Raw genomic sequence first — 20240 nt, forward strand, 5'->3', positions numbered from 1 at the left:
CGCCATACAACCAACGGTCAAGACCGCTGACCGCTCGCTGCGAGCAATTCCTTCAAAATCGTCGCCGGGTCGGCCCGCTGTTGCTTGCGGTAGTTGCCTACATGGCGAACGAATAACGTCGCGCGCGTCACCAGGCTCTTGCCCAGTACCGGCTTGCGATCCAACTCTTCCTTGATCCGTTGAAACTGCGCCTGGATCACGGCATCGGTGTAGCGCGTGCCGGTGGCCAGGTTGTCGATATAGATCGCGACCGCGCCATCCAGCGCGCTGCGCCCATTGGTGATGGCCGTGGCGAACAGCTGCGCGCTGGCTTCATCCTTGGCGTCGATGGCCTGCTGGCGGCTCTTCTGCAAATTGATCAGGCGGATGTTGTAGTTGTTGATGGTCTCGGCCACCAGGGCTGCAGACTGAATCAGGTTACCGGCCGCTTCTTCGCGCTGCTGGGCGATCAGCGAGACGTTGCGCTTGAGCTCTTCGTTGACCAACCCAAGTTCGGCTTGCAGGCGCGGGTCGACGCTCGCGGCGATGATGCTGTCCAGGCGCTTGGTCGGGTCCTGGGCGTCGTCGATGGCGTCGGTCAGCGAGGCCAGGCGGCCTTCTTTCTGCCACTGGGCGAACAGTTCCTTGTAGCGCGAGCGCGGTGCCGACAAGGCGCCAATCGCTACGCGAAAGCCGGTGGTCTCGTTGCTTTGTTCGGTGCCGTCAGCGGCGAACAACGGGTACTCGCGGCGCATGCCGGTGAACAGCGTGCCCTCGCCTTCCAGGTAGTTGCCGCCCTTGACCACGAACCCGCCATAGGTGCCCTGACGACGCCCGGCGTGCACCAGTTGAAAGGATTCCTGGACCATTTCCGCCGCGTTGCCGATCACATCGAACATGCCGATCGGGTTGGGCAACTTGGTGCCGATGGGCATCAAGCGTGCGGCCTGGCCGGTGCCACCGGCGACCTGATTGAACACCGCATAATCGGCGAGGGGGCCGTCGCTTTCGCTGCCCTCGGTGCGCCGTGGGAACAGCCGGCCTTCCAGGTCCTGACGGCTGACCGCCTGGCCGCCGCGTGCGGCAAACTCCCACTCCACCTCGGTAGGCAGGCGCACAAAACCCAGGCCGCCGTCATCCGCCGAAGCACCGCGACCACTCACCGGCAATAGCTCGCGGTGGTACTTCATCAGCCACGCGCTGTACACCGCCGAGAAGCGTTCCGCTTCAAAGCGCGACAGCTTGACCTTGGGCAGGCGCGCCGCCATGCCGGTGGGTACGTCGCACGCCGGGGCCGGCTCGCCACTGGCCAGGGACTGCGCCTGGGACATGACCTGCGCGTATTGCCGTGCGGTGACTTCGTACTTGCCGATGAAGTACAGCATCGGCTTGAGCGGGGTCTTGGCGTCGGTCTTGGGCATCAGCGGCGCGATGACGTTGTTCCAGTCCTTGGGCAGGTCCTTGAGGGTGAACTGGCCGTTGATGAAGTCCCGGCGATAACCGGAAATGAACGACTGCTGGTAGCCCGCCTCGCCCTCGCTGAACGGGTAGCCGAGGCTGATCTCGCGGTCATCCAGGGTGCCCTGGGCCAGCACATAGGCGTAGCGGAACACCATGTTGCCTTCGCAGGGCAGCGGCAGGCTGACGTCGTCCGGCAACGGCTTGGGGTTGTCCAGCTTGTCGCTCGCCTCATCGGCCCAGGCCACGCAGGACAGGGTCAGCGCCACGGCGGCGCCCAGTAACTTATACATCTCTGATTCCTTCAGAAGCCTGGATCCGCGCCACACGCCAACCGCCACAGGCCGCCGCCACGGCGCTGACGCCAAGGACAGCGGCCAAGGCCAGGCCGTAGTGACGCGCCAGCAGGTGACTGGCGTACTCGCCCGGCACCTGCACGAATAATTGGTTCAGGCCGGACTGCGCCAGGCCATACAACACGCCACTCAATACAGCGGAAAACCCGGCGCTGTAGAGCGCCTGCAACACCACGAACAGCAACAGCCCTGCGGTGGAAAACCCCAACAGCCGCAACACCGACAACTCCCGACGCTTGCGTTCTACCGCTGCCAGCGCTCCGGCAAAGATCGCGGCAAACGCGCCCGCCAACGCCAGCCCGGCGATGATCCAGAACACGATCGACAGGTTGCGGCTCAACGACTGCACCTGGGCGATGGTCTGGGCCTGGGTCGACACCAGCAGATTCTGCCCGACGAAATACACCCGCAGCGGTTCCACATCCACCAGGCGCCGCGCATACAAGCGGAACGCCGGGTATACCCGCTGCTCGCTGACGCCCACCGCATCGCCGTCCCAGCCAAACGCCGGCACCGCGCGGCCATCGCGATAATCTTCCGCCGCTTCCAGCAAGCCCAAGGGCGCAAACAGTCCATCCCGGGCGAAGGCTTCCAGCGGCAATACGTGCAGCACTTGAACCCGAGTGCGCTGCGACTCGACCCGCCCCGCCACTTGGCGACCAAAACTGGCCTCCAGCCAATCACCGGCCTTCGCCCCGAGCTTCTCGGCGGCGGTCTGGCTCAGCACGATCTGATCCAGGCCCTTGGGCATCGGCATGCCGGCCAGCAATGGATCGTTGTCGGCGGTCGGCAGCATCTCCACCGTCACGGCGCCCAACTGCGCCGTCGCTGCAATCTGCCGGGTGCGCGGCAAGGCAAACGCCACGTCATTGCGCTGGCGCAGTTGCTCGACAAATTCACTGCTGAATCGACCACCACCCAACGGAATAATTTCCCGGGTGGCCGGGTCGTTTTCCAAACGTTCGGTCAAACTGCTAACTAGTCCATATTTCAGGCCGAATAACACCAACAGCGGTGCGATCACCGCCACCAGCGCGAGCACCGAACACACCGACAGCCACGCGTCGTTGCGGTAATCCTGCCAGGCCAGGGAAGCCACCAGTGCGATACGCATCAGCAGGCCTCCCCGAGGGTCGCGGTGACGCCGCCGTCGGTGTCGCGACGGCAACTGATGCGCCGCACCTGCAAGCCACTGGCCCGGGCCAGGGGTTCATCATGGGTAGCGATCACGCAGCACGCGCCGTTATTCCGGGCCTGGGCCAACAGTGCCTGCATCACCCGCTCGGCGTTCAACGGGTCAAGCGCAGCGGTGGGCTCATCCGCTAGCAACAGCTGCGGACCGTGAGCCAGTGCCCTCGCACAGCTGACCCGCTGACGCTGGCCGACGGACAACGCCGCCGGTTTCTTATCCAGTTGATCAGTGATCTCCAACTGCTCGGCCAGCCGCGCCACACTGCCGTCATCCTTTAACCCCAGCAGTTGCCGCGACAACGCAATGTTGCCGCGCACATCGAGAAAACCCAGCAGGCCGCCGGTTTGCAGTACATAACCCAGGTGCCGACTGCGCAGGTCCGCCAGCGTGCTTTGCTGGTCGCCGCGCCAGAGCCCGGCGATGTCGACGCGGTTGAAATCGAACTGCCCGACCTGATCCGGTGCCAGCACCAACGCCAGCAAATCCAGCAAGGTGCTCTTGCCACAGCCGCTCGGCCCAACCACCGCCAACTGTTCACCCGCACGCAGTTGCAGGCCCGGAATCACCAGGCTGTAGCGCTGGGCACCAACGCCCCGGCTCTTGTGCACTGCGCTCAAGTTCAGCATTACGGCAGCGTCGACAGCGGCACGCGGTACAACGCATCACCCGGCTCGGCATCGCCGAAACGGACCCAGTTCGCCACGTCGTTGTGGAAGGTTTCGTAGAGGCGGATCTTCGAGTCCAGCTCGTCGATAAAGTCTTCCTGCTCGGCCACGCTCAACGACAGCCACAAATCCTGGGTCATGTTCAGCGACTTGCTGCGGTACGGCAGGCCTTCGAGGTATTCACCAAGGATGCCGCCGTCCGCCAGGTTGCCGCCTTTTTTCAAGGCCTGTGGATCGCGGCTCATGTAGGCCGAGGCGCTGGCGATTTCCTGGAAGAAATCCTTCGGTGAGGTCTGGGTTTTACGCGCCGCGTCGACGATCAGTTTCAGCGACTGCTGCAAGTCGTTGAGCTGCAATTTGGTCAACATCACGCACACCTGGAAGGCCGGCAGTGCGGTGTTGGTCAGGTCGCGGTCGGCGGTCCAGGCACTCACCAGTTGCGGCGCCTGGCTCGCGGTTTTGCGGCCGAGAAAATCCATGTGCATCGCATAACCGACGGCGGCGGATTTGTCCGCCAGGGTCGGCGCGGTGCTGAGCAGCGGCACCGGCTGCGGCGTGTTGCTGCGCACCTGATGCACCAGATTGGCGAACACCGTACCGATTTCGTCGACCCGCTCGCCGAACTTGCGCACATCGCCACCGGGCACCGGCGTGTACAGGTCGCCGATCTGCGGGTTGGCGTCGGCGGTGAGTGTGCGGTACTGGGTTTCGGCGCCGCTGTGGGTTTTCTTGCCGGCGTCGGTGCGCAGGTGCAAAGCGTAGATCTTGATCTGCTTGCCCAATGCAGCCTGGCGTACTTCGGCTTCGTTCATCTGGGTGGTGGCGAACCGGTCGTTCTTGCGCAGCGCACCGGCGTCGGTCACCAGCAGGATCAGGCGCCCGCCGTAGCCGGACCAGTCCATGCCTTCCACCGCCTGCATCACACCGGCGAACGCATCTTCGTTGAACGAGTGGCTGGACACAGTGGACGCCTTCACCTGCCGCGCCATGTCGAGGAAGCGTTGCGGGTCGCGGCCCTGGTCGAGGGTGATCAGGGTCTTGGCCACGTATTCCAGGCCCGGGGTTTTCTTGATGCTGTTGCGAAAACCCACCAGGCCGAAGCTCACGCTGTCCAACTCACCACGTTCGGCAATACGGGTTTGCAGTTCGTGGACCACGTCGCGAACCTGGTCGATATACGGCTGCATGGACACGGTGGTGTCGACCACCAGCACCACGGCCGTACGGAAGGCATCGGCGTGGGCGTCGGTCACCGGGGTTCGGCCGACGGCCTTGGCAATGGTGTTCGGTGTGCTGCCGGGGTCGATGGAGGCGACGTTGAGCAACTGCACCGGCTGGCCGTTTTCGTCGAAGCTCTCTTTGGAGTCGAAGATCGGCAGCAAGTAGAACTGGTTCTGCGGGACGGCGCTGGCGGTGGGTTCCAGGGCCAGCACTTGCTGGTTGTCCTCGCTGTTTTTCTGCACCTTGAGCAGCAGGTTTTTCGCCGCCGCCGGATCAGCCAGCAGTTTTTCCACTTCTGCGGATTGGCGCAGGAACATCACCGGCGCCCGGCCCGATCGCTCGGTGAACTTGAGCACCAGGCTCTGCTTCCAGTCGCTGACTTGCGCCGCCGGCAACCAGCCGTCGCTGCGCCCGTCGGTGGCAGCGCCAACCCGCAGCCACGGGCTGCCGTCGACGTCCTTGCGCTGGTAGACGTAGAGCACCGAAAACGCCGGCAAACCTTCGCCTGCCGTGCCGCCCGCGTTACTCGACAATTTTGCACCGGGCTTGCTCAGTACCCGCTGAAACAGGTTTTTTTTGCCAGCCATCAGCAACGGCCGTTGGCCGCCGTCGGCCTGCGCTGCCACCGGTTGCGCGGCAGGCGGCGTGGCAGGCGGCGTGACGGCCTTGACCGCGTCGGCAACCGGCGGCGCGGCGGGTGCGTCATCTTTCAACCACCAGTAACTCGCGCCACCCATCGCCAGCGCGACCGCTACGGCAACCGCTGCCAACGCCATCATCGGCCCACGGTTCTGTTCGGACACGGCGGAGTGTTGCGTCGGTGTTACCACCGGCTGGCGCACGGGTTGTGGCTGCGGCTTTTCAGTCGGAATTTCGATTGATACCGGCGTCAGTCCGGCCAGGTCATTCGTGACCGAAAGCGGAATCGGCAAAGGCCGAATCAACGTCGCCTCGACCTGCTCTTCCTTCGGCAACTGATCCAACGCCCGCAACAACGCCGCCGCATCCGGAAAACGTTCCGCCGGGTCTTTGGCCAGCAGCTTGCGCAGCACCTCCTGATAACGCCCGTGATGCACCGGTAATTCCGGCAGGGGTTCAGTCAAGTGTGCCAGCGCAGTGGAAAGCGCATCGGTACCGTTATAAGGCAGCTTGCCCACCAGAATTTCGTAGAGCACCACGCCCAGCGCATACAGGTCGGCGCGGCCATCAATCTCCTGGCCCCGCGCCTGCTCCGGGCTCATGTAGCTCGGCGTGCCAACGGCAAATCCGGCCTGGGTGAACTGCGTGCGGTCATCCAGGGATTTGGCGATACCAAAGTCCGACAACACGGCCGTGCCATCCGCGCGGAACAGAATGTTCGCCGGCTTCACGTCACGGTGGACCAACCCCTGGGCGTGGGCATAGCCCAGCGCCGACGCGATCTGGCGGATATACGTCAGCCCCTGCTCCGGCGTCAGGCCAGCGGCGATGCGCTCCTTGAGCGTGCCATTGGGCAGGTATTCCATGGCCATGTAATACAGCTCACCGACATTGCCGATGTCATGGATGGTCACGGTATGCGGGTGGGACAGGCGCGCCAGGGTCTTGCCTTCGCGCAGGAAGCGTTCGCAGAAGCTCGGGTCGGCCGCCAGCGCCGCCGCCATGATCTTCAGCGCCACCTTGCGCTCCAGGGACCGCTGGGTCGCCAGGTACACGCTGGCCATGGCGCCAACGCCAATTTCGCCTTCGATGTCGTAGCCGGGAATGACGATGTTCATGTCGACACCTTCACAACGATGGCGGTGATGTTGTCCGGCGCGCCGCGATTGAGCCCCAGGTGCACCAGGCTGCGGACGATTTCGTCGGGCTCGGCATGGCTCAACACTTCGCGAATCTCGTGGTCTTCGACGGTCTTGTTCAGGCCGTCGCTGCACAGCAGGTAACTGTCGCCGGGGGCGATCAACAGATCGACCGACGACAACGCCAACTGCGCTTCCACGCCAATCGCACGGGTGACGATATTCGCCCGTGGATGCACCCGGGCGTCGGCTTCGCTGAGCAGGCCGCTGTCCTGCAAGTCCTGCACGTAGCTGTGGTCGCGGGAAATGCCTTCCAGCACGCCATCCCGCAGGCGGTACAGGCGGCTGTCGCCGGCCCACAGACACACGCCGCGCAAGCCTCGGGTGGCGAGCAACACCACGGTGCTGCCCATCATGCTCACGCCACGGTGGGCGGTTTCTTCGCGCACCGCGCCGTTGACCCGCAACAGGTCGCTGCGCAACGCCGCCGTGTATTCCTCAAGGGAACGGCCGACGGGAATGCTGCGCAGGCTATCGACGATCAAGCTGCTGACGTAGTCCCCTGCCGCATGCCCGCCCATGCCGTCGGCCACCACCCACAGGCCGTTTTCCGGCAGGTCGAGGCAGGCGTCTTCATTGACTTGGCGAACCATGCCGACATGGCTTTTGCTGGCGGATTTGAACGTGGACCGCATCTACACAACACCTTCTTGGCCAAGCAAAAATTGCGCAAAATCGTCGGCGGCAGGCAGGCCCTGACACCGCAATAAACCGGGGGAAATCTGTTGCGAACCACGGCCCCACCACAGGCTCGCGCCTTCGCAGGCCTGTTCGGCAAGCGCAGTCATCCGCGCTTGCGGGTCTGTGGCAGCGACGCGTTGCAGGCCGGCAAAGCGGCTACCCAAGGTGCGTGGTTGGCAGGCTGGAGCGCCGAGGGATTCGATCCCGTCGCTGAAACCTTCGAAGGTGGCGCCGGCATCCAGCGTGCTCAGCAGCAGTTCTTCCACCTGTTCAAACCAAGCGTCCGGGCCGCTGACGACGGAGGCTGGGTCGCTGTCGTGATCCAACAGCGCTGCCACGGTCAGCGGGAAATAGCGCCCCACCCGGTCGATGCTCGGCATCACCACGCCCACCGCCGCGTCCGGCCCGCACACACCGGGTGCCAACACGAAACGCCACAGCGGGCTGACCAGGTAAGCGTTCAACCAGTCAGCCCCAAGGCGGGTCTGGCTGGCGAGCAGCCCGGACGCCAGCCAACTGTCCCAAGGACCGATAAAGCTCTGCGGCAGCGCGCGACTGACAAAGTCGCCGCGGCTGGCCAACTTGCCGTAGAAACCCAGCGTGGTCATAGCCGCTCCGGTAGGCTGAAGCCGTTAAGCACGCGGCTCTTGAACGGGTTGAAGGCGCTGTTGGCCCGCAACTCGTAGGAGATGCTCGCACCGTCGACCCGCAGGCGGAGGTTGAAACGGTCCGGCGAATTGCCGGCGGTCAGGTCTGACTGTTCCAGCAACCGGAACCACGCCCACGGGCCATCCAGCGTCACACCGGAGCGCCCACTGGCCGACGGCGGCATGATGGAGATGCGCACCACGCCAATGCTGCCGGGGTTCGGCCACTGCATCGCGACCGGGCGGCTCGGGCCGTGGTCGTAGCTCAGTTGCTGGCCGTCCAGGTCCAACAGGAACTGGGTGATGGTCGCGTCCATCGCCACCGGCTTGAGTTCAAAGCGCACGATCGGCTGAGTGCCACCGGCGCGGAAAAACGCGTCACGAATGGTTGCCGCGCGCTGGAAGGTTTGCAGCACGCCCGGCGCGATGCCGAGCTTCTGCGCCGCGCCCGGCTGCCAGCGCCAGGTTTGCGTGGAGGTGTCGACGTAAGGTTGCAGGTACTTGCGGAAGTAGTTGTCCATCACCCCGCCCACCCCAAAGAACTGCCCGAAGTCATCCAGGGTCGCGTCCCGCGCACTGCCAGGCGACATCGGATAACGCCCGGCCAGGGACTGGCGATACACGTTCACCACTTCACTGACCCACGCCGCATTCAACTGGTTACGCACTCCGCCCATCATGCTGTTGGTGGTGGAGTTGACCACTGACTTGACCATGCCCTGCACCAGCGGCGGCTGGCGTTCGGCATTCAGGCTGACCCGCGTGGCCGCAGCCGCTGCCTGGTTTTTCGCTTCGCCGAGCAACGCATCGCCGCTGGCCCCGACCATGGCGCTGACCTGCACATACAACGCATTCATGTCCGACAGCAGGCCATCAATGGCCGCCGGTTCGCCTTCGTTCTTGCTGACGATGCTGTTGAGTTCGGCGAAGTGCGCGGTCACCGGATCTTCACTGGCCGCTGGTGCATTCGCAGTTGGTTGGTCCTGGCCGAGCAGGCTGCCGAGGCGCTCCTTGAGCTTGTCCACGCCACCCTCCACCGGCGCACCCTTGGCGGCCAGCAGGCGTTCTTCCGCCTGCAAGTCGGTCTCCTTGGACACCGCCACCAGCAGCTTCTTCAGCGGCGAGGTCGGCCCGGAAATCACCCGCAAAACGTCGGCCGCCTGGGCCACGCTGGTGATCGGCACAAAGTCGATGTCAGCCAGCAAGGCGTCCCACTGGCGTTGATAGTCCTGGAAGTACAGGCGACGCACGTCGGCCGCGAGGCTGACCACGTTCTGTTGATCCGCCGGCTCGCGGCCCAGCACCCATTGCTCTTCAGCGAGGGTGCCGGTTTGGTTCAGGCTGGTCAGCAGGAAGCCCTGGCGATAACCCTTGGCGGTGAAGAAGCCGCTCAACGGCTCGCCCAACGGCTTGCCACTTTTGCGACTGAACACCAGCGCGGCGTCGCGGCCCGCCGCTTCGTTGATGCGAAAGTCCGGCACGCCTTCCGGCAGTTTCTGGCGCTTGATGCGGTCGTAGACGCGCTGGGCCACCGGCAGTTGCTGCAGTTGCCGACGCAGGTCGTCGATCAAGCGCGGGTCAAGCCGGGCGCTGGGCGGATGCCGCTCGAACAAGGCCTGCAAGTGCCCGATCAGTGCCTGGCGTTGGTCCGCCGGCAGGTCGCGCGGCAGGTTGCGGTCCCAGTCCAGGGCGATCCAGGCCTTGATGAAGTCCGGGTCGTAATGCTCACTGTCAGCGAGCATCAGGTAGGCCTTCAAGCCTTCATAGAGGAAGTCGGAATTGCCGCCGCCGTGCAGTTGCTCTTCGATGCGCGTCACCAAACGGGGCGCGAACACGGCGATCAACAGCTTGCGGTAGACGCTGGCGGATTCGGCTTCGAGCATGTCGCCCTGATACAGGCCCAAGCCTTCGGACCAGCTCGGCGAGTCACCCGCCAGATTCTTCACGGCGTTAAGCAGGGGTAGCACCGCGAGTACTTCGCGTTGCGCCGGGCTCAGGTTCTGCACGGTCTGGCCCAGCGGTGCGACCTTCTGGTCAACCTGGGCGATGTAGGCCTGGTTGGCGCGATAACTCACCCACCACAGGGTACTGACGACCAGCACCAACGCCACGGTTGCGGCCAGCACGCCACGGGCAATCCACTTGCGGCGGCGCTCGACCTTCGGGTTGACGCCCACCAGGCCACGCTCGGCAAACGCCACGGCGGTGAACAGTTTTTCGATGAAATAGCTGCGCCCGGTGCCGGTCTGGCGCGCCAGGTGCTGGCGGTCCAGGTTCATGCTCTGGGCCATGGCGCCGATCAAGCGGTCAATCGGGCTGCCTTCCTGGGTGCCGCTGGTGAAGTACACGCCGCGCAGCAAGACGCGCTCTTCAAAGGCGTTGGGCTTGAACACGCCTTCGAGGAAGCCTTGCAGGCAATCCTTCAACGCGCCGAACTGCTGCGGGAAGCCGTAGATCAGGTCGCGCCGCGCCGGGTCGCGTTCCTGTTGCAGGCGTTCCACCAGGCGCTCGTTGAGCCGCTGTTCCAGGCCGGCGAATTCGCTTTGCAAATGAGCCAACGGGCTGTCGCTGTTCTTGCCGTCGTCCAGGGCGAAGGTCATGCCCCACACCTGGGCGCGTTCTTCCTTGCTCAGGTTGTCGAAGAACTCCATGAAGCCCGGCACCAGGTCGAGCTTGGTCAGCATCAGGTAGATCGGGAAGCGCACGCCCAGTTGGGTGTACAGCTCCTGGATGCGCAGGCGGATCGCGGCAGCATGGGCGGCGCGCTCGGCGTCGCTGCCCAGCAGCAGGTCCGAGAGGCTGATGGCGATAAATGCGCCGTCAATCGGGCGCCGGGAACGCTGCTTTTTCAACAGATCGAGAAAGCCCAGCCAGGCGGCTTTATCTACAGTGGAGTTGCTGTCCTGGGTGGTGTAGCGGCCAGCGGTGTCGAGCAATACGGCTTGGTCGGTAAACCACCAATCGCAATTGCGCGTACCGCCCACGCCCCGTACCGCACCGGCACCCAACTGCGCAGCCAAGGGAAAGTGCAGGCCGGAATTGACCAGCGCGGTGGTCTTGCCCGAACCCGGCGGGCCGATGATCACGTACCACGGCAGCTCATACAGGTTGCGGCGCTCGTCACCGCCCAGCTTGGCCTTTTTCAACAGGGCCAGAGCTTCGTCCATGCGCTGGCGCAGGGTCGCCAGCTCTTCGGCGGTGGCAACGCTGGCCGGGTCTGGCGGGGTTTCTGCGGCAAGGCTGCGCATCACTTCGGCGGCCTGGCGGCGGGCCTGGATAATCCGGAACACGCGGTAGGCAATCCACACCGCGAACACCAGGATGATCAGCGCCCAGCGGCGCCCTTCCGGCACCAGCACATCGAGCAATGGCCCCACAAACCAGATGATCAGGCTTAAGGCGATCAGACCCAACAACGGGATCACCCAGCGAATCAAAAAACTGAAAAACGCCTTCACTCGACCCCCTCCGCCAATACGGTGATTTCTACCCGGCGATTGCGCGCACGGCCTTCAGCAGTGGCGTTGGTCGCCACCGGCTCGGTGTCGCTACGGCCCTCGGCGCTGAAGCGTTCCGCCTGGCCGGTCTTGGCCGCGAGAATTTCCAGCACCGACTTGGCCCGCGCCTCGGACAGCGCCCAGTTGGACGGGAAACGCAGGGTCGCAATCGGACGGTTATCGCTGTGGCCGGTGACGCGCACCTGGCCCTTGACCTTGCGGATGGCGTCGGCAATACGCAGCATCAGTGGCTGGAAGTCATCGACGATGCTGGAGCTGGCCGAGGCGAACAGTTCATCGCCACGGATGGTTACCACGGAGCGGTCGACGGCATCTTCCACAGCCACGCGACCGGCCTTGATGTCTTCCACCAGGAAGCCCGCCAGGCGTGGTCGCTCAATGATTTTCGGCTGGGCGACCGGACGGTCGATGGCCTGCACCGGGATCTCGCCCAGGGCATGAATATTCTTGAACACCGGCTCGGCATCCGACGCCAGTTTCATCCGCAACCCGAACAGTAACGCCAGCAACAGCGCCACGCCGATCGCCACGGCGATCCACGGCGGCATGAATTGCGCCAGGCGATCACGGGCCACGGTGACGCCGCGCCAATGGGGCGACAGCTCGCGCTCATGCTCGCCACGGGCACTGCGAATCGCCGCCGCGGTACGCTCGCGCAAGGCTTCCAGCTGGCTGCGGCCGTCGTTCATCACGCGGTAGCGACCTTCGAAACCCAGGCACAGGCACAAGTACAGCAGTTCCAGCAGGTACAGGCGTTCCCGCGGGCTTTGCAGGCAGTGATCCAGCAACTGGAAGACCTTTTCGCCGCCCCAGGCTTCGTTGTGCACGGTGATCAGCAGGCTCTGCTTGCCCCAGTCACTGGCACTGCCCCACGGCGTACTCAGCACGGCTTCATCGAGGGCGGTGCACAGCGCGTAACGCGCCAGCAGCACGTCATTGCGGGCGACGCCGGCGGCCTCGGCACGTTCTTCAAACTGGCGCAGGTAGGCCAGCAATTGCGCGCGCAGGCTCGACGGCGCCGGGTGGGAAATGGTGTTGCGCAGGCGTGTCAGCAGCGACAGCAGCGGGCCGGCGGCGCTTTCCAGTGGGTTCAGGCCTTGGGCCTTGCCGGTCAGGATCGGCGCGGCAGGCATCGACAGCGGCGCCGTCTCTGCGCGAACCGGCTCCGGTGCGCGGCCACCCGGGCGCGGCATGAACTGGGTGCGGTCATCGTCATTGGGATGCATCGCGGATTATCCTCGGATGGCCCAGAAAGCCAGGTTCAACCCCGGGAACTGGCCGGCGATGTGGAACGCAAAACCGCCGGAATTACTCAGTTGCTGCCAGTGCTCGCTGCCCCGGTCCAGCTCGTAATAGGTGCTGCCTGCGTGGTACGGAATCTGCCGTGGCGCCACCGGCAGCGGCAGCAGGCCGATGCCCGGCAGTTGCAGGTTGACCAGGTCGCGGATGTGTTCCACCGAGCCGACCTTGCTTTGCTGGCCGAAACGCGCGCGCAGGGTTTCGCCCGGCACATCGGCACGCACCACCAGGATGAAACTGGCGCTGTCGATCAAAGTTTTGTCGGCCAGCATCGCCACGTGCACGCCGTAGGCTTTCTCGACAATCGGGATCGGCGTGGCCTTGCTGTCGATCAGCATCGACAGTGCTTCGCGCAGCGCCTGCATCACCGGGGTGAAGCTCAGGGCCAGGTCGTCATGCTGGTATTGCGGGTATTCCTGGGGGCGGCGGCCAGTGGTGGAGAAGGTCGAGAACTCGCCGGCCAGGCTCACCAGCTCACTGAAGAAACGCTCTGGGTGCAGCGGGCTCAACTGGCTCAGGTGCTGGATCAGCGGCTGGGCACGGTTGACCAGTTGCAACAGCATGAAGTCGGCGATTTCCGAAGCGCCACCGGCGCCCGAAGCCACTACGCGCCCGGCCAACGCTTCGCCGCGCTGGTGCAGCAGGCCCAGCAGTTCGCTGCGAAACGCGGTCAGCGGTTTGCTGGCAGCCACGTCGAGTACCGGCGGGATGTAGCTGTCGTCCAGCACCAGGGCGCGGTCGGCGCGTTTTTCCTTGATGCGCACCAGGCCGATGGCTGCGTAATCGCTGATGCCATCCTGGGCAGTCAACAGCCGCAGGGCACGGGAACCGACCGCCACCGGCGCACGGTTTTCAAAGGGGGCGTTGTCGTCGCGCACTTCGCGCACCTGGCTGACGTAGCGCGCCGCTTCCAGGGCTTCGCCTTCGTCGACGGTGTCGCGGGCGCCGGCACGCTTGAGGGGCAGCGCCAGGTAGACCAGGCCATCGCGCAGGTGGTCGTCGATGTTCAACGGGCTCGGCGCCAGGTCGTCCTGGGGGATATTGAACGGCGTACCGTCGGGCAACAAACCGCGTGCCGAGACAATCGCCAGCTTGCCCTGGGCCAACAGGCCCTGGTCGATCAACAATTCGGAGAAGCCCCAGGCCCCTGCCGACAACGGACGGCTGCGCGCATCGATCAGGTTTTCCAGGTAACGGTCATGCTGCTGGAAGTGCTGCGTTCCGATGAACATGCCTTCCGACCAGACCACGCGATTGTTCCAGGACATGGGGGCTCCGATTCTTATTGGGCAGGGCTGGATGGGGGAACCACGACGTCGGCACGCACCGCATGCACATCGAGGCTGATCTGGTATTCGGTGTATTGGCGCGCCGGCACGTTAAGCACGGTGCGCCACACGGCGCGGTCCAGTTCGCGATAGCCCACCAGCAGGCCGATCTGGCGGGTGGACGGGTCGAGGTCGCGCTGAATGCTCAATTGCTGGCCGGGCTGGATCACCACTTCGTCCTGGTCGAGCAGGTCGAGGCCGAGGGTCGACTGGGCGCGATCGGCCAAGGCGAAGTAGTCGGAACGGCTGAAGGTGGCGGCGTTTTTCAGTTCGAAAATCCGCACCCGTACCGGGGCTGCCTGGCCATTGGCGCCGGGGTTGAGCCCGGTGATGGCGTGGAAATGCAGCTCGACGGCGGCGGTGTCTGCCTCAGCCTCGGGGGCTTCGGGCTTGGCCGCATCCTTGGCACACGCCGTCAGCAGAAGCGCGGTGGCGGCTGCGAGTAAAAACCTGGGAATCATCCTGCGTCCTCAATGACGTACTTAGCTATCCGTTGTTCCATGTACTGCGTTGTTAGTGACGCTGTCGGCTGCTGTGCTCTTCGTAGGCACGGCTGAATTCACGCCCGAACAAGTCCTGGAAATCTTCCTGGGCCTCGCGGGAAATATTGCTGTAGAGCTCGGTGAACTGCTGCCAGTACTGGGCCTGGCGCGAACCGTTGAAAATGCTCGACAGCCCGCCGGGCTTGCCCATGCGCTCTTCGAGCTGCGCCGGTTCAAAGCGCGTCAGCAGGTGCTTGATGGCGGCTTCGACCCCGGCCATTACCGCCAATTGGTGTGCACGCAGATCGTCGAAACTGTCGCGAACCGCCACGTCCGGCGCCATAAACGCCTGGTTGCTGTGACGTAGGAGCAGCAGTAACGCTTCATCGGCGTTGGGGGCGAATTTCAACGGGTTGTTTTCCACCGGCTGAATCACCGTCTGCTGCATGCGGAACTCACCCTTGAGGCTGCTGCGGGCACGCAATACGTCGATCAGGCCTTCGACCATCAGCCGGTAACTGCGACCGATACTTTCCATCTGGGCTTCGGCTTGGGCCTTGTCCAGCCGCAACTGATCGAGGCCGGCACCGCGCAGGAAGGCTTGCAGCAAATCGGGTGGGTTGGCGTCGACCACCGGGAGCGGTTGCTCAACCTTGGGTGGCTCGATAATCGGTGTTGGAGGAGGTAGTGGCGGCGGCGCAACAGGCTTGGGTGCCGGGGCATCGCCAAACAAATCCCAGTCGTCGGGAATGATTGAGCCCGAGACCACCGGCGCAGGCGGCTCAGCCACGGGCAGCGGTGTTGGCGGGCGGAAATCGTGTTGCTCGGCCGGTACGTGGTCGTGCACGGTGGCCGGCGGCACGCTGTTGGGCGCCAGGAAGTCGAACAGGTCCGGCAGGGTGTCCATCGACGAGGCGCCCTGGAACTGCGGCGCGATGACCGGGTGCGGCGTCGGGGTGCTCACGGCGGCGCCCATCAGGGCTTCGAAGCTGTTGGAGGCGTCACCGGTGAAAGACGGGGTATCTGTCACTTTCAGGTTGAAATCGATACGCGCCTGGATTTCGTAATCACCGATGCGGATCAGCTCACCGTCTTGCAATGGCTCGCTGTTTCCCCGGCGCAAACGGATACCGGCGTTGACTAGCTCAACACCGTTAGTGCTGTTATCAGTTAGATAATAACGACCATCTTTGTATTGAATAACGCAATGCTGCGTGGAAACCAGGCGCTCCGGGTCAGGCAGTATCCAGTCATTTTCGGAACCGCGGCCAATAGCCATCGCTCCCTGATCCATGGACTTTTCAGGGCACTGGCCAGGGGTAATCTTGTGATAACTAGTGATAGTCAAACACAGCGACATCATGCCTCCTTGCTGATACTTCGCGCGCGGCCGTTCCCTGGGAGAAATGCTCCCGAGTGATCCACGACAGATCCTTTCAAAACCTTGAAAGCCTGCTTCAACCCGCGTAATAGCTGATCTTAACCGGCCTGTATGACAAAAATCCTGCCTCGGCACCTGCTTCGACTGATCGGTCGCGCAGGATGTTAAGCACCGCACATCTGTCATAGAGGGCGAATAGCTTACCTTGACAAGGCATAAGTACTACACCAAAAATGCACAACTTCTTGAACACCAATGATGGCACTTTGAAATCAGCATGATGTCAAAGCGCTAAATATGACCAAGAAAACATGCAAAGTTCCTCGCGCAACTAATGCATGAGTTGCCCGTCATCTAACGGGCTGATAGGGAGATCGAATTTAGTGGATGTGCCTCTGCTGCTCGCCGCCGTTTCCGCGACTTCGCCTTGTGGCGAAGACTTGGAATATGACGCCGATTATTTGCATCTTGAGCGTGCCGCACAGGGTCAACCCGAGCGCAGCATGGGCGACTCGATCCTGCCCGCCGAACCTCCGGAATGGCGCAGCATCCAGCAGCAAAGCCTCGACCTCCTGCAACGCAGCAAAGACCTGCGCATCACCCATTTCCTGTTGCAAAGCGCCCTCGCCCTCCAGGGCATCGCGGGGCTTGCCGACGCGCTCACGCTGATCAACGCGCTGCTGCGCGAATACTGGGCCGACCTGCATCCGCGCCTGGATGCCGATGACGACAACGACCCCACCGTGCGCATCAACGCCCTCAGCGGCGTGACCAGCGACGCGAACATCCGCCTGCTGCGCGAAGCCATTCTGACCCGTTCGCGCACCTTCGGCCCCGTCAGCCTGCGCGCCGCGCTGAATGCCAGCGGGCTGCAGAGTTTCCCCGGCGAAAGCCTCGGCGCAGAACAGCTCAACGGCGCGTTCCTCGACAGCGATGCCGAGCAACTGCAAGCCACCCGCGACGCGCTGAACGCCGCCCGCGCCGCCTGTGATGCCATCGAACAATACGTCAGCGACCAGGTCGGTTCCGCCCAGGGCGTAGACCTCGGCCCCTTGAAGCAACTGCTCAAGCAGGCCGTGCAGATACTCAACCAATATGCCCCACACAGCGGCGCCGCCAGCGAGCCCGAGGTTGTCAGTGACGACAATGCCCCCTCGGTTGAATACGCCGCCGCGCCCGTTGCAGCACGCCCAACCGGCGACATCGCGAGCCGCGATGAAGTGCTGCGCAGCCTCGACAAAATACTTGCGTACTACACCCGCCACGAGCCTTCGAGCCCGCTGCCGGTGCTGTTGAACCGAGCGAAGAATCTGGTGCACGCCGACTTTGCGGCCATCGTGCGCAACCTGATTCCCGACGGCATGTCCCAATTTGAAAATCTGCGCGGGCCGGACAGCGAATAAGCGTACGGATCGCGCAGTTACAACACCGTCGCTCAAGCGACCAGGAGCAGCAACGTGGCGAAGCAAAGTTCTCAGAAATTCATCGCGCGCAACCGTGCGCCTCGGGTGCAGATCGAGTACGACGTCGAGCTCTACGGCGCCGAGAAAAAGGTCCAGCTGCCCTTCGTCATGGGTGTGATGGCCGATCTCGCCGGCAAGCCCGCCGAGCCTCTGGCGCCGGTGGCCGACCGCAAGTTCCTTGAAGTGGACGTCGACAACTTCGACTCGCGCCTCAAGGCCATGCAGCCACGCGTCGCGTTCCATGTGCCCAATGAGCTGACCGGCGAAGGCAACCTGAGCCTGGACATCACCTTTGAAAGCATGGACGACTTCAGCCCCGCCGCTGTGGCGCGCAAGGTCGACTCGCTGAACAAGCTGCTCGAAGCCCGCACGCAGCTGGCCAACCTGCTGACCTACATGGACGGCAAGACCGGCGCTGAAGAAATCATCATGAAAGCGATCAAGGACCCGGCATTGCTGCAGGCCCTTGCGAGCGCGCCGAAGCCGGCAGGGGACCAGTAATCATGACCGAGAATACCGCCCGCGAAGGCGCCCAGAACCTGGGCGCTACCGAAGAAACCAGCGAGTTCGCGTCGCTGCTGCTGCAAGAATTCAAACCCAAGACCGAGCGTGCTCGCGAAGCCGTGGAAACCGCCGTGCGCACCCTGGCCGAGCAGGCACTGGCCCAGACGGACCTGGTGTCCAACGACGCGATCAAGTCGATCGAATCGATCATCGCCGCCATCGACGCCAAGCTCACCGCCCAGGTCAACCAGATCATCCATCACCAGGATTTCCAGCAACTGGAAAGCGCCTGGCGTGGCCTGCACTACCTGGTGAACAACACCGAGAGCGATGAGCAGCTGAAGATTCGCGTGCTCAATATCTCCAAGCCGGACCTGCACAAGACCCTGAAGAAATTCAAGGGCACCGCGTGGGACCAGAGCCCGATCTTCAAGAAGATGTACGAAGAAGAATACGGCCAGTTCGGTGGCGAACCTTACGGTTGCCTGGTGGGCGACTACTACTTCGACCAGTCGCCTCCCGACGTGGAGCTGCTGGGCGAGCTGTCGAAAGTCTGCGCCGCGATGCACGCGCCGTTCATTGCCGCGGCTTCGCCGACTGTGATGGGCATGGGCTCGTGGCAGGAACTGTCGAACCCGCGCGACCTGACCAAGATCTTCACCACCCCGGAATACGCCGGCTGGCGATCCCTGCGTGAATCGGAAGACTCACGCTACATCGGCCTGACCATGCCGCGCTTCCTCGCGCGCCTGCCGTACGGCGCCAAGACCGACCCGGTAGAAGCCTTCGCCTTCGAAGAAAACACCGACGGTGCCGACAGCTCCAAGTACACCTGGGCCAACGCGGCCTACGCGATGGCGGTGAACATCAACCGTTCGTTCAAACACTTCGGCTGGTGCTCGCGCATCCGTGGCGTGGAGTCTGGCGGTGAAGTCGAGAACCTGCCGGCCCACACCTTCCCGACGGATGACGGCGGTGTGGACATGAAGTGCCCGACCGAAATCGCCATCAGCGACCGCCGTGAAGCGGAACTGGCGAAGAACGGTTTCATGCCGCTGCTGCACAAGAAAAACACCGACTTTGCCGCCTTCATCGGCGCCCAGTCGTTGCAGAAGCCGGCCGAATACGATGACCCGGACGCCACCGCCAACGCCAACCTGGCCGCGCGCCTGCCGTACCTGTTCGCCACCTGCCGTTTCGCTCACTACTTGAAGTGCATCGTGCGCGACAAGATCGGTTCCTTCAAAGAGAAGGACGAGATGCAGCGCTGGTTGCAGGACTGGATCCTCAACTACGTGGACGGCGACCCGGCGCACTCCACCGAAACCACCAAGGCCCAGCACCCATTGGCGGCTGCCGAAGTGATCGTGGAAGACGTTGAAGGCAACCCGGGGTACTACAACTCCCGGTTCTACCTGCGCCCGCACTACCAGCTTGAAGGGCTGACCGTGTCGCTGCGCCTGGTATCGAAACTGCCTTCGGCGAAAGGCGCGTAATAAAGATCCGCCGGGATCGGGCTTTTGTGGGAGCCGGGCTTGCCCGCGATGCAGGCGACGCGGTCTGTCAGTCAGACCGCAGTGATGCCATCGCGGGCAAGCCCGGCTCCCACAGAAAAGCACCGCCCTTGGGTTAACCAAATATCGTGGCTGAGTCCACACAGGGAGAAAACATGGCTGTTGATATTTTCATCAAGATCGGCGACATCAAGGGCGAGTCCATGGACAAGGCCCACAAGGACGAAATCGACGTATTGAACTGGAGCTGGGGCATGGCCCAGTCCGGCAACATGCACGTTGGCGGTGGCGGCGGCGCGGGCAAGGTGAACATCCAGGACCTGTCGCTGACCAAGTACGTCGACAAGGCCTCGCCTAACCTGATGATGCACTGCGCCAGCGGCAAGCACATCGACAAGGTCACGCTGACCGTGCGCAAGGCCGGCGGTGAAAGCCAGGTCGAGTACATGATCATCAACCTGGAAGAAGTGCTGGTTACCTCCCTGAGCACCGGCGGTTCGGGCAGCGATGACCGCCTGACCGAAAACGTGACCCTGAACTTTGCCCAGGTGATGGTGGACTACCAGCCACAGAAAGCCGACGGCACCAAAGACGGCGGCGCGATCAAGTTTGGCTGGAACATTCGCTCCAACACCAAACGCTGATTGCCCCTGTAGCCGCCACCCCAAGTGGCGGCTGCAAGCCCCCTGTTCCTCTCGCAACCCGTCCGTGGAG

The 20240-nt window shown here is 63.5% G+C and carries 15 protein-coding genes; 4 read left to right on the forward strand and 11 right to left on the reverse strand.

Features of this window, described 5'->3' with window-relative positions; translation table 11 throughout:
• Window positions 1-17: 17 nt before the first annotated feature.
• The 11 genes from AU074_RS01295 to tagH are packed head-to-tail and all read right to left on the reverse strand — an operon-like array spanning window position 18 to window position 16024.
• Window positions 18-1730 (reverse strand): SUMF1/EgtB/PvdO family nonheme iron enzyme, encoded by a 1713-nt coding sequence (locus tag AU074_RS01295; protein WP_076013165.1) that lies wholly within the window; start codon window positions 1728-1730, stop codon window positions 18-20.
• Window positions 1723-2907 carry an ABC transporter permease gene (locus tag AU074_RS01300; protein WP_076013166.1) on the reverse strand — a complete coding sequence of 395 codons (1185 nt, stop codon included), beginning with the start codon at window positions 2905-2907 and terminating at the stop codon, window positions 1723-1725. The genes AU074_RS01295 and AU074_RS01300 overlap by 8 nt, the downstream gene beginning before the upstream one ends.
• On the reverse strand, window positions 2907-3611 hold the full coding sequence (locus tag AU074_RS01305; RefSeq protein WP_076013167.1) for an ABC transporter ATP-binding protein: 705 nt from the start codon (window positions 3609-3611) through the stop codon (window positions 2907-2909). The genes AU074_RS01300 and AU074_RS01305 overlap by 1 nt, the downstream gene beginning before the upstream one ends.
• On the reverse strand, window positions 3611-6628 hold the full coding sequence (locus tag AU074_RS01310; protein ID WP_076013168.1) for a serine/threonine-protein kinase: 3018 nt from the start codon (window positions 6626-6628) through the stop codon (window positions 3611-3613). The genes AU074_RS01305 and AU074_RS01310 overlap by 1 nt, the downstream gene beginning before the upstream one ends.
• Window positions 6625-7344, reverse strand: coding sequence for a PP2C family serine/threonine-protein phosphatase (locus AU074_RS01315; protein WP_076013169.1), 720 nt, complete (start codon window positions 7342-7344; stop codon window positions 6625-6627). The genes AU074_RS01310 and AU074_RS01315 overlap by 4 nt, the downstream gene beginning before the upstream one ends.
• Complete coding sequence (tagF, locus tag AU074_RS01320; protein ID WP_076013170.1) at window positions 7345-7998, reverse strand: type VI secretion system-associated protein TagF; 654 nt, start codon at window positions 7996-7998, stop codon at window positions 7345-7347. It abuts the gene before it with no gap.
• Complete coding sequence (tssM, locus tag AU074_RS01325; protein ID WP_076013171.1) at window positions 7995-11495, reverse strand: type VI secretion system membrane subunit TssM; 3501 nt, start codon at window positions 11493-11495, stop codon at window positions 7995-7997. Before tssM ends, tagF begins: the two co-directional genes overlap by 4 nt.
• Complete coding sequence (locus tag AU074_RS01330; protein ID WP_076013172.1) at window positions 11492-12781, reverse strand: DotU family type VI secretion system protein; 1290 nt, start codon at window positions 12779-12781, stop codon at window positions 11492-11494. Before AU074_RS01330 ends, tssM begins: the two co-directional genes overlap by 4 nt.
• A gap of 6 nt (window positions 12782-12787) precedes the next feature.
• Window positions 12788-14122 carry a type VI secretion system baseplate subunit TssK gene (gene tssK / locus AU074_RS01335; RefSeq protein ID WP_076013173.1) on the reverse strand — a complete coding sequence of 445 codons (1335 nt, stop codon included), beginning with the start codon at window positions 14120-14122 and terminating at the stop codon, window positions 12788-12790.
• A gap of 14 nt (window positions 14123-14136) precedes the next feature.
• Window positions 14137-14643, reverse strand: a complete 507-nt coding sequence (gene tssJ, locus AU074_RS01340; protein WP_076013174.1) for a type VI secretion system lipoprotein TssJ — start codon at window positions 14641-14643, stop codon at window positions 14137-14139.
• Window positions 14644-14695: 52 nt separating this feature from the next.
• The gene (gene tagH / locus AU074_RS01345) at window positions 14696-16024 is read right to left on the reverse strand and encodes a type VI secretion system-associated FHA domain protein TagH (RefSeq protein ID WP_076013175.1); all 1329 of its coding nucleotides are present in this window, start codon (window positions 16022-16024) and stop codon (window positions 14696-14698) included.
• 404 nt (window positions 16025-16428) lie between these two features.
• On the opposite strand from tagH, the gene tssA reads away from it, so the two are divergent.
• The 4 genes from tssA (at window position 16429) to AU074_RS01365 (ending at window position 20170) form a co-directional block, all read left to right on the forward strand.
• Window positions 16429-17448 (forward strand): type VI secretion system protein TssA, encoded by a 1020-nt coding sequence (gene tssA / locus AU074_RS01350; protein ID WP_076013176.1) that lies wholly within the window; start codon window positions 16429-16431, stop codon window positions 17446-17448.
• 54 nt (window positions 17449-17502) lie between these two features.
• Entirely contained in the window at window positions 17503-18009 is a 507-nt protein-coding gene (tssB, locus tag AU074_RS01355) for a type VI secretion system contractile sheath small subunit (RefSeq protein WP_010168268.1), read from the forward strand.
• A 2-nt stretch (window positions 18010-18011) separates the two neighbouring features.
• Entirely contained in the window at window positions 18012-19508 is a 1497-nt protein-coding gene (tssC, locus tag AU074_RS01360; protein WP_017476732.1) for a type VI secretion system contractile sheath large subunit, read from the forward strand.
• A 173-nt stretch (window positions 19509-19681) separates the two neighbouring features.
• Window positions 19682-20170, forward strand: coding sequence for a type VI secretion system tube protein Hcp (locus tag AU074_RS01365; RefSeq protein WP_003213345.1), 489 nt, complete (start codon window positions 19682-19684; stop codon window positions 20168-20170).
• Window positions 20171-20240 lie beyond the last annotated feature (70 nt).

Origin of the sequence: Pseudomonas sp. ATCC PTA-122608 (assembly GCF_001952855.1) — a bacterium.
In the GTDB taxonomy this organism is placed as follows: Bacteria; Pseudomonadota; Gammaproteobacteria; order Pseudomonadales; family Pseudomonadaceae; genus Aquipseudomonas.

Coding starts and splice junctions, on each gene's coding strand:
- tssJ (WP_076013174.1), bottom strand. CDS start 14,643: ATGATTCCCAGGTTTTTACTCGCAGCCGCCACCGCGCTTCTGCTGACG.
- AU074_RS01330 (WP_076013172.1), bottom strand. CDS start 12,781: ATGCATCCCAATGACGATGACCGCACCCAGTTCATGCCGCGCCCGGGT.
- AU074_RS01295 (WP_076013165.1), bottom strand. CDS start 1,730: ATGTATAAGTTACTGGGCGCCGCCGTGGCGCTGACCCTGTCCTGCGTG.
- tssC (WP_017476732.1), top strand. CDS start 18,012: ATGACCGAGAATACCGCCCGCGAAGGCGCCCAGAACCTGGGCGCTACC.
- AU074_RS01365 (WP_003213345.1), top strand. CDS start 19,682: ATGGCTGTTGATATTTTCATCAAGATCGGCGACATCAAGGGCGAGTCC.
- AU074_RS01315 (WP_076013169.1), bottom strand. CDS start 7,344: ATGCGGTCCACGTTCAAATCCGCCAGCAAAAGCCATGTCGGCATGGTT.
- tagF (WP_076013170.1), bottom strand. CDS start 7,998: ATGACCACGCTGGGTTTCTACGGCAAGTTGGCCAGCCGCGGCGACTTT.
- tagH (WP_076013175.1), bottom strand. CDS start 16,024: ATGTCGCTGTGTTTGACTATCACTAGTTATCACAAGATTACCCCTGGC.
- AU074_RS01305 (WP_076013167.1), bottom strand. CDS start 3,611: ATGCTGAACTTGAGCGCAGTGCACAAGAGCCGGGGCGTTGGTGCCCAG.
- AU074_RS01310 (WP_076013168.1), bottom strand. CDS start 6,628: ATGAACATCGTCATTCCCGGCTACGACATCGAAGGCGAAATTGGCGTT.
- AU074_RS01300 (WP_076013166.1), bottom strand. CDS start 2,907: ATGCGTATCGCACTGGTGGCTTCCCTGGCCTGGCAGGATTACCGCAAC.
- tssK (WP_076013173.1), bottom strand. CDS start 14,122: ATGTCCTGGAACAATCGCGTGGTCTGGTCGGAAGGCATGTTCATCGGA.